The sequence below is a fragment of the Brucella sp. TWI432 genome, from assembly GCF_039674445.1.
Taxonomy (GTDB): Bacteria; Pseudomonadota; Alphaproteobacteria; order Rhizobiales; family Rhizobiaceae; genus Brucella; species Brucella chromiisoli.
Window position 1 is genome coordinate 152,191 of sequence record NZ_JBDJNL010000009.1, and the last position, 9,724, is coordinate 161,914.

Here is a 9,724-nt window from a genome sequence, read left to right on the forward strand (position 1 = left end):
GCTTACTCAGCTGCCTGTTGGAAGCTGCCGGCCGCAAGCGCCGAGCACTCGGCCATGACGGCGGAAGCGCGCGCGATTGGGTTCGTCAGATAGAAATCCTTGATCGGCGAAACAAAAGCAGCGCCGCCAGAAAGGGTAGTTGCTTTTGCTGCAAGTGCCGACAGGTCGTCTGCGTTCGCAGGAGCAATCGTGTCGATTGCCATCATATGCGGGAAGTCTGCATAGAGCTTGGCGCGAAGCTGTGCGAGGCTGTCAAATGGCAGACGCTTGCCGAGCGTGTCGGAAAGAGCGCGCAGAATTGCCCAGTCTTCCTTGGCTTCGCCCGGAGCAAAACCTGCACGATTGCCAAACTGCACGCGGCCTTCGGTGTTGAGCCATGTACACGATTTTTCGGTATAGGCTGCACCGGGAAGGATAACGTCAGCAGCATGTGCACCGGCATCCCCATGTGTACCAATATAAACGATGAAGCTCGAGCCCTTAGCCGTCATGTCGAGTTCGTCTGCACCAAGCAGGAACACAACATCAAGATTGCCGAGCATATCAGTTGCTGCCTTGCCGCCCTCACCCGGAACAATACCGAGATCAAGAGCACCAACGCGCGAAGCGGCAGTATGAAGAACAGAGAAGCCGTTCCACTCAGCGCTGATTGCACCAACATCCTGCGCAAGCTTCGCAGCGGCTGCCAGAACAGCAGCACCGTTTTCGCCGGTAAGCGCGCCCTGACCGATGATGATCAGTGGGCGTTCAGCCTTTGCCAGCACGTCACGGAATGCGTTTTTGCCGGAAACAACTGCGGAAAGTGTGTCTGCGCCCGCGCCCAGATATTCATAATCGTAACGCAGCTCAGCCTGTTCGCCGATCAGAGCGATCGGGAAATGGCCCATACGCTGGCGCTTGCGAATGCGCGCATTCAGAACAGCAGCTTCAACACGTGGGTTGGAGCCGATAATCAGAAGAGCGTCAGCATTTTCAATGCCTTCGATCGTTGTGTTAAAGAGATAGCTTGCACGTCCCAGAGCCGGGTTGAGTGCTGCGCCATCCTGACGGCTGTCGATATTGTTCGAGCCGAGCGATGCGATGAGGCTTTTGAGAGCATAGAGTTCTTCAACCGAAGCCAGATCGCCTGCAACTGCACCAATCTTGTCAGCGGATGTTGCCGAAACCTTTGCAGCGATTGCCGCGAAAGCTTCAGGCCACGATGCTGCAACCAGACGGCCATCCTTGCGAACATAGGGGCGATCAAGGCGCTGGGTGCGCAGACCATCCCAAATGAAGCGGGTCTTGTCGGAAATCCACTCTTCGTTCACCGCTTCATTCACGCGCGGCATGATGCGCATCACTTCACGGCCACGCGTATCAACGCGGATGTTCGAACCGACCGCATCCATCACATCGATGGTTTCAGTCTTGTTGAGTTCCCACGGACGAGCCTGGAATTCATATGGACGCGAAGTCAGCGCACCAACCGGGCAAAGGTCAATAACATTGCCCTGAAGCTCAGAAGTCATGGCGCGTTCAAGATAGGTGGTGATTTCAGCATCTTCACCGCGACCGATCAGGCCGAGTTCAGAAATGCCAGCCACTTCGGTCGTGAAGCGGACGCAGCGCGTGCAGTGAATGCAGCGCGTCATCACGGTCTTGACAAGCGGTCCAATATATTTGTTCTCAACCGCACGCTTGTTTTCGCGATAGCGCGAGCCATCGGTACCAAACGCCATTGCCTGATCCTGCAGATCGCACTCACCTGCCTGATCGCAAATCGGGCAATCGAGCGGATGGTTAATGAGCAAGAATTCCATCACACCTTCGCGGGCCTTTTTGACCATAGGCGTGTTGGTGAAAATTTCCGGTGCTTCGCCATTCGGGCCGGGGCGCAGATCGCGCACGCCCATAGCGCAGGACGCTGCCGGCTTTGGCGGTCCACCCTTCACTTCAACAAGGCACATGCGGCAGTTTCCGGCGATGGAAAGCCGTTCGTGGAAACAAAAACGCGGGACTTCAGCCCCCGCGGCTTCGGCAGCCTGAAGGAGCGTATAGTGATCGGGTACTTCGATCTCTGTGCCGTCAACCTTAATATTTGCCATCGCTTATCCAAACCTGCGGCTCTTGCCGCATCTTCCAGATGTCAAACTCTAAAGTCCGCCCTTCCCGGGCGGACATACAACGTATTCTTCCGCTTACTCAGCCGCTTCGAGGCGGATGTTGCGGCTCTGAACAGCGTTGCGTGTATAATCGTCAATGCGCTTTTCAATTTCCGGACGGAAATTGCGGATCAGACCTTGAATAGGCCATGCAGCGGCATCACCAAGCGCACAGATCGTATGACCTTCAATCTGCTTGGTTACGTCGAGAAGCATGTCGATTTCGCGCTTCTGCGCGTTACCCTTGACCATGCGCTCCATGACACGCCACATCCAGCCCGTACCTTCACGGCAAGGCGTGCACTGGCCGCAGCTTTCATGCTTGAAGAAAGCTGAAAGACGGGCAATTGCCTTGATGATGTCAGTGGACTTGTCCATGACGATCACGCCACCCGTGCCGAAAGAAGATTTGAGCTCACGCATACCATCGAAGTCCATGATGGCATCCATCATGTCTTCACCCTTAACGACAGGGCACGATGCACCGCCGGGAATGACTGCAAGCAGATTATCCCAGCCACCGCGAATGCCGCCAGCGTGCTTTTCGATCAGCTCGCGGAAGGTGATGCCGAGGCTTTCTTCAACGGTGCAAGGGGTGTTCACGTGACCAGAAATCTGGAACAGCTTGGTGCCGACATTGTTTGGGCGACCAATCGAGGAGAACCATGCACCACCGCGACGGAGGATCGTCGGGGCGACCGCAATCGATTCAACGTTGTTAACCGTCGTCGGGCAGCCATAAAGACCCATATTGGCAGGGAAAGGCGGCTTCAGACGTGGCTGGCCCTTCTTACCTTCCAGGCTTTCAAGCAGAGCGGTTTCTTCGCCGCAGATATAAGCACCGGCACCGTGATGGAGGAAAATATCCATATCCCAGCCGCACTTATTGTTCTTGCCGAGAAGGCCAGCGTCATAGCACTCATCAATCGCTGCCTGTAGCGCTTCACGCTCACGCATGAATTCGCCGCGCAGATAGATGTATGCGGTGTGGGCGTTCATGGCACAACCGGCGATCACACAGCCTTCGATCAACGTATGCGGATCGTGGCGCAGAATTTCGCGGTCCTTACAGGTGCCCGGCTCTGATTCATCGGCATTCACGACGAGGTAATGCGGACGATCCGTCACTTCCTTCGGCATAAACGACCATTTCAGGCCAGTCGGGAAGCCCGCGCCACCACGTCCACGAAGGCCGGACGCCTTCATTTCGTTGATGATCCAGTCACGGCCCTTCTCGATGAAGCCCTTGGTATTATCCCAATGGCCGCGCGACATGGCGCCCTTGAGCGACATATCTTTGAAGCCATAGATATTGGTGAAGATGCGATCTTTATCAGCCAGCATGTCTCACCTGCTTCCGTCTTTGGTTGCAGCTTCAGCTTCGGCCTTAGCCTTGGCTTCAGCTTCTGCCTTGGCTTTGGCAACGGCTGCGTCCGATGCCTTACGGGTTTCCAGACCAACTTTTTTGTAGTCCAGATCTTCGGTCAGAGCCGTCAGTCCGCCCATAGGTTCAGACGTGATACGGCCATCCTGTGGACCCGGCTTAACAGTGTCGCCCTTGCCTGCTTCAAATGCATCGATGATTTCAGCAAGGCGTTCCGGCGTCAGGTCTTCATAGGCATCCTTGAAGATCATGACCATCGGCGCATTGACGCAAGCACCCTGACATTCAACTTCTTCCCACGACAGTGTACCATCGGCATTGAGCTCGAAAGGATCGTGGTGGATCTTATGACGGCAGACATCCATCAATGCTTCCGAGCCACGCAACATGCATGGCGTGGTGCCGCAAACCTGAATATGCGCGCGTGTGCCAACCGGCTTCAGCTGGAACTGCGTATAGAAGGTTGCAACTTCAAGAACGCGGATCAGCGGCATTTCAAGCATATCAGCGACATGCTCAATAGCTGCTTTTGTGACCCAGCCTTCCTGCTCCTGCGCACGCATGAGCAGCGGAATAACAGCCGACTGCTGACGGCCTTCCGGATATTTTGCGATCGTCTTGTGCGCCCAGGCCTGATTTTCCGCGTTGAAAGCGAAACCAGCCGGCTGGACGGCATCATCTGCGAGACGGCGAACGGACATCAGCGGTCAACCTCACCAAACACGATATCGAGCGAGCCAAGAATTGCCGACACGTCAGCCAGCATGTGGCCGCGGCACAGGAAATCCATAGCCTGAAGATGGGCAAAGCCCGGCGCGCGCAGCTTGCAGCGGTAAGGCTTGTTGGAGCCATCCGATACGAGAAAGACGCCAAATTCACCCTTCGGCGCTTCAACGGCTGCGTAAACTTCACCGGCAGGCACATGGTAGCCTTCCGTGTAAAGCTTGAAGTGATGGATGAGCGCTTCCATCGAGCGCTTCATCTCGCCGCGCTTTGGCGGCACGATCTTGTTATCAGTGCTTGAAACAGGACCGACACGTTCCTTGCCGAGCAGAAGATCAACGCACTGGCGCATGATGCGAGCCGACTGGCGCATTTCTTCCATACGGATCAGGTAACGGTCATAGCAGTCACCGTTCTTGCCGATTGGAATATCGAATTCCATTTCGTTGTAGCATTCATAAGGCTGCGACTTGCGCAGATCCCATGCTGCACCCGAACCGCGAACCATGACGCCGGAGAAGCCCCATGCCCATGCATCTTCAAGTGAAACAACGCCAATATCGACGTTACGCTGCTTGAAAATACGGTTTGGCGTGATCAGATCATCGAGGTTCTTGAGCGTTGTCGTCAGGAACGGATCGATCCATTTACCAATGTCTTCAATCAGCTGATCCGGCAGATCCTGATGAACGCCACCCGGACGGAAATAAGCTGCGTGCATACGAGCGCCGCAAGCGCGTTCGTAGAACACCATCAGCTTTTCGCGTTCTTCAAAGCCCCAGAGCGGCGGCGTCAGCGCGCCAACGTCCATAGCCTGTGTGGTCACGTTGAGAAGGTGGTTGAGGATACGGCCGATTTCCGAGAAAAGCACGCGGATCAGCTGGCCACGCTTCGGCACTGTAATGCCAAGCAGACGCTCAACAGCCAGAGCATAGGCATGTTCCTGATTCATCGGCGCCACGTAGTCGAGGCGGTCGAGATAAGGCACAGCCTGAAGATAGGTCTTCGTTTCCATCAGCTTTTCGGTGCCGCGATGCAGCAGACCGATATGCGGATCGACGCGTTCCACGACTTCGCCGTCGAGTTCAAGAACAAGACGCAAAACACCGTGCGCAGCGGGATGCTGCGGACCAAAGTTGATATTAAAATTGCGGACCTGAGTCTCAGCCATGTTCAGCTTCCTGTCGCTCAGTTCGTCTTGGCTTTCTCATCACCCGGCAGGACGTAATCGGTCCCTTCCCATGGCGAGAGAAAGTCGAAATTGCGGAATTCCTGTCGCAGCACAACAGGCTCATAGATAACGCGCTTTGCTTCGTCGCTGTAGCGAACCTCAACAAAACCAGTCGTCGGGAAATCCTTGCGCAGCGGATGACCTTCAAAACCGTAGTCAGTCAGAAGACGACGCAGATCAGGATGGCCGGAGAACAGAACTCCATACATGTCGTAGGTTTCACGTTCGAACCACTCAGCACCGACATAAACGCCGACAGCAGACGGAACCAGCGTGTCTTCATCGGCCTGAACCTTGACGCGAATACGAAGGTTCTGGCGTGGAGACATGAGCTGATAGACAACATCGAAGCGCTGTGCGCGCTGCGGATAGTCTACACCGGAAATATCCGTCAGGTTCACAAACTGGCACTGCACGTCATCGCGCAGGAACGTCAGAACGCTGATCAGGCTCTTGACCGGAACAGCAAGCGTCAGCTCACCATAGGCCAGCTTCGCCTCTTCGATCGCATCGCCGAGACGTTCCTTGATATAGCCGGAAAGTTCATTAAGAGCTTCTTCGCTCATATCTCTAACTTCCTCTTTCAGAACCCTGCCCACCCTTGGGAAAACAGACCGGGCTCCAATAAACCTCTTGCACTGCTCGAACCGGAAAGGCCCGATCAGCGCTCGATCGTACCCGTGCGGCGGATCTTCTTTTGCAGCATGAGAATGCCGTAAAGCAGAGCCTCAGCGGTTGGCGGGCAACCGGGAACATAAATATCGACCGGAACAACGCGGTCACAGCCACGCACTACAGAATAAGAGTAGTGGTAATAGCCGCCGCCATTCGCGCATGAACCCATCGAAATAACATAGCGCGGCTCAGGCATCTGATCGTAGACCTTGCGCAGAGCCGGAGCCATCTTATTGGTCAGCGTACCAGCAACGATCATCACGTCTGACTGACGCGGAGACGCGCGCGGCGCGATACCAAAACGCTCGGCATCATAGCGCGGCATGGAAATATGCATCATTTCCACAGCACAGCATGCGAGACCAAAGGTCATCCACATCAGCGAACCTGTACGCGCCCAGGTGATCAGAGCGTCAGCAGATGTGACGATGAAGCCCTTGTCGGACAGTTCGCTGTTCAGATCATTGAAAAACGCATCGTCGGAGCCAACAGGCTTGCCCGTGCGCGGGTCGAGAATACCCTTTGGCTGCGGGGCAATGAGCGTCGAACCCGATGCCTGGTTTGTGCCGGTCAATCCCATTCCAGCGCTCCCTTCTTCCATTCATAGATGAAGCCGATGGTCAAAACACCAAGGAAGAGCATCATCGACAGGAAACCAAACCATCCAATTGCACCGAAGGACACAGCCCACGGGAACAGGAAAGCGACTTCAAGGTCGAAGATAATGAAGAGAATCGACACCAGATAGAAACGGATGTCGAATTTCATGCGAGCGTCATCAAAGGCATTAAACCCGCACTCGTAAGCTGAAAGCTTTTCCGGGTCGGGCTGTCTGTACGCGACTAGAAACGGCGCAACCAGAAGGGCTACACCGATTACCATTGCAATGCCGAGAAAGATGACAATCGGCAAATAGGAACTTAAAAGCTCGTTCATGATCCTTATCCGGCTTGAATACGAGGCTGCGCCGCCTGTAATAAGCTTTTTAGAGCTTACCACCATGCGACACATTGCATCTCTTGCGACCTCGTCGCCTCAAGCAGCTTCAAAGGGCATGCCGTGCGAACTTAAGTATTTGGCCGGACGGTTAGCGCAGCATGCACGCAAGCGCAACCCCTCCAACGCGAACAGACGGGTATAGTGTGTTCCAGACGCTTAATAAGCGACAACATCAAGCCTGAATACGCACCCAAACCCTGTATAGCATGAAAATATCATAATTTCGTGAGCAAAAGCTGCGGACCTATCTTTCGCCATTATTAAGCGCGTAGAATCAATCGACCCAGATGCGGCAGACAGAATCGAAGCTGGACTTCGTTCGATCAAGACCAGGCTTGGATTGCGCTCAGAATCGCCTCTCAACCACTCAGCAAGCCGGCTGACCTTGCTGGATATAGAGAGCTCAGAAATTGCACCTATATATAAAGTGCAAAACACCCCTTCCGTTTCCTTCTGGTGACATGTCGCGGCTGATAGAAATTTCGCATCGCCAGAAGGGCGATTCGTAAAATGAAAAAGCAGTGGCACTTTGATCTGTAGTCCTGCTTGCCTTCAGCAATCCGTTACCGGCTTTTAGAATTCCTCTTGAACGCAATCGCAGTGCGCACCGCCAACCGGGATCTGAGTTCAACAGAGCGGTAGCGCAAAACACCTCACCCCTCGACATAAAAGTGAGGCACAAGGAAAGGATGGGGGTTTGAGCGCATATTTGCTCACGAGCGGCGACGTCCTGGTCATTTTGGCCGGGATTTTCTCTGTCGCCTATCTGTCCTGGAAGCGCAAAGCGAAATAGTTCAGCCCAAAACCATTAATGATGTCGATAAGCTGGTTCATGCGCGCAATGAGAACCGCAATGATTTGCATCAACAAACTCAAGAGTGCATCTTAAATTAATGATATTCTGGGGAAATAAGTCAAAACGCGAAGAGCGCCATTTTCACAAGATTTATTGGCTAATTCTTGAATGAAAATGGCGCGAGTGACGGGGCTCGAACCCGCGACCTCCGGCGTGACAGGCCGGCACTCTAACCAACTGAGCTACACCCGCGCATTTCATTTTCAGCCATTTGGCTGGTCAGTCACCAACGTTTCCGTTCGGTGTGAGCGGTCGTTTAAGGGGTTCTCTCACCACTGTCAAGCGAGTGATCTGAAGAAAAAACAAGAATTTCAAATTTATTTTAAAAGCCGCCCTTTTGCGGGCCTTTATAGTGATCTGCTTTTATCCACCCTTCTGCATATTTCACCGGAAAGCATTCAAATTAAATGGAAAATGGAATCACACGGCGAGCTCAAACGAATGAATCTCACGTCCACATGCAGTTCGATAGAGGGTGCCTATGTGAGTTATCCCCAGCGAGCCCGACGTTTTTAGCCGAACAAATAAAAAAATGCATTTTTGTAATTTTTACGCTTGCACTCTTCAAACGAACAGCCTAAACGGCTCTCACAGCGGCTGACAAGTCAGTCGGGCGATTAGCTCAGTTGGTAGAGCGCTTCGTTTACACCGAAGATGTCGGGAGTTCGAGTCTCTCATCGCCCACCATTTATCCCTTTGAAATCATTGATATAATTTACCAAGACCCTGGCGGCTCTTTTCTGTGTTTTCAACCTAGCAACAGGCTAGCAACTACACAAAAGCTAGCTACACGCTGCGTCTATGTATCCTGAAAATTTGAAGTTCCTTATTTATCCCGGATTTTCCGCCCAAATAACTTTGTAGGGCATTTGCATGTTTAAAACGCTCGAATCGTTATTCGATATTTTATTATCCGTAGATCCCGCAATTTCCCCGAATATCCTGCTGCACAAAATTCGTTATTGAGAAGTGAGCTTAAGCTAGCAACAGTTGCTAGCGCTGTTTCGGCTTGCGTCCAGCACGAATAGGCTTTGGCTGTTCAGCTCCTTCAGGCACCCTACTCACCAATTCCACTATGTCGACAGCAAGAGCTTCAGCAAGCCGCTCGAGCAAATCAATCGTGGGATTGTAGTCACCCCGCTCAATACCGCTGATCGCTGTACGATCAACATTTGCATCGACCGCAAGGTTCTCCTGCGTGATGCCATTGCTTGAGCGTATTCGCCTTAAATTCCAGGCAATTCGTGTGCGTGCGTTCATATGTGAACGCGACCACCTTGACCCCCTTTAATCCATCGAATATATTCAACATATTAAATATCAGCGGCACCTCATGGCATTTACTCACAGCTATGGGCGTGCCGTTTCTCGCATTTAGGTGTCATCAGGGGGATTTCATGCACTACTATACCGATGCAATGCGCAACTATGCCGTGTTTTCAGGGCGTGCCAGCCGTTCGCAATACTGGTTTTTCAGCCTGACATTTTTCATCATGCTCGTAGTGGCCATGGTCATTGACCAAATGGTGGGCGACACGACGCGCGATGAGCCTGCAGGGCTTTTCACGGCGATTGTTTACTTGGCGCATTTGCTGCCAGCCTGTCCGACATCAACGCCCATGAGACCAAATTGTATTAATTGAGAAGAGAGGGTTTTTGGCTCATCATAGCTTTATCAAAGGACGCAAAGATGAGACAGAAACCCGTTCCCC

Annotated in this window: 9 protein-coding genes and 2 tRNA genes; 2 read left to right on the forward strand and 9 right to left on the reverse strand. The window is 53.1% G+C overall.

Features of this window, described 5'->3' with window-relative positions; genetic code table 11:
* Positions 1 to 2: 2 nt before the first annotated feature.
* The 8 genes from nuoG to ABE527_RS14050 form a co-directional block, all read right to left on the reverse strand.
* Positions 3 to 2,087: an NADH-quinone oxidoreductase subunit NuoG gene (gene nuoG / locus ABE527_RS14015; protein WP_499697252.1), complete on the reverse strand. Its 2,085-nt coding sequence runs from the start codon at positions 2,085 to 2,087 to the stop codon at positions 3 to 5.
* 93 nt (positions 2,088 to 2,180) lie between these two features.
* The gene (nuoF, locus tag ABE527_RS14020) at positions 2,181 to 3,488 is read right to left on the reverse strand and encodes an NADH-quinone oxidoreductase subunit NuoF (protein ID WP_265983545.1); all 1,308 of its coding nucleotides are present in this window, start codon (positions 3,486 to 3,488) and stop codon (positions 2,181 to 2,183) included.
* 3 nt (positions 3,489 to 3,491) lie between these two features.
* Complete coding sequence (gene nuoE / locus ABE527_RS14025; protein WP_499697253.1) at positions 3,492 to 4,229, reverse strand: NADH-quinone oxidoreductase subunit NuoE; 738 nt, start codon at positions 4,227 to 4,229, stop codon at positions 3,492 to 3,494.
* On the reverse strand, positions 4,229 to 5,422 hold the full coding sequence (locus ABE527_RS14030) for an NADH-quinone oxidoreductase subunit D (RefSeq protein ID WP_265983543.1): 1,194 nt from the start codon (positions 5,420 to 5,422) through the stop codon (positions 4,229 to 4,231). Before ABE527_RS14030 ends, nuoE begins: the two co-directional genes overlap by 1 nt.
* A gap of 17 nt (positions 5,423 to 5,439) precedes the next feature.
* Positions 5,440 to 6,048, reverse strand: coding sequence for an NADH-quinone oxidoreductase subunit C (locus tag ABE527_RS14035; RefSeq protein ID WP_499694208.1), 609 nt, complete (start codon positions 6,046 to 6,048; stop codon positions 5,440 to 5,442).
* A 95-nt stretch (positions 6,049 to 6,143) separates the two neighbouring features.
* Positions 6,144 to 6,737 (reverse strand): NuoB/complex I 20 kDa subunit family protein, encoded by a 594-nt coding sequence (locus tag ABE527_RS14040; protein ID WP_024897475.1) that lies wholly within the window; start codon positions 6,735 to 6,737, stop codon positions 6,144 to 6,146.
* Complete coding sequence (locus tag ABE527_RS14045; protein WP_007874537.1) at positions 6,728 to 7,093, reverse strand: NADH-quinone oxidoreductase subunit A; 366 nt, start codon at positions 7,091 to 7,093, stop codon at positions 6,728 to 6,730. The genes ABE527_RS14040 and ABE527_RS14045 overlap by 10 nt, the downstream gene beginning before the upstream one ends.
* A gap of 1,034 nt (positions 7,094 to 8,127) precedes the next feature.
* Positions 8,128 to 8,204: transfer RNA gene (locus ABE527_RS14050), tRNA-Asp, on the reverse strand.
* Positions 8,205 to 8,623: 419 nt separating this feature from the next.
* Between ABE527_RS14050 and ABE527_RS14055 the strand changes: the two genes are divergently transcribed.
* A tRNA-Val gene (locus tag ABE527_RS14055) sits at positions 8,624 to 8,699 on the forward strand.
* A gap of 306 nt (positions 8,700 to 9,005) precedes the next feature.
* Here the strand turns inward: ABE527_RS14055 and ABE527_RS14060 are convergent.
* Positions 9,006 to 9,272, reverse strand: coding sequence for a helix-turn-helix domain-containing protein (locus tag ABE527_RS14060; RefSeq protein WP_499697254.1), 267 nt, complete (start codon positions 9,270 to 9,272; stop codon positions 9,006 to 9,008).
* A gap of 137 nt (positions 9,273 to 9,409) precedes the next feature.
* Between ABE527_RS14060 and ABE527_RS14065 the strand changes: the two genes are divergently transcribed.
* Positions 9,410 to 9,655, forward strand: a complete 246-nt coding sequence (locus tag ABE527_RS14065; protein WP_499697255.1) for a DUF805 domain-containing protein — start codon at positions 9,410 to 9,412, stop codon at positions 9,653 to 9,655.
* Positions 9,656 to 9,724: the final 69 nt, after the last annotated feature.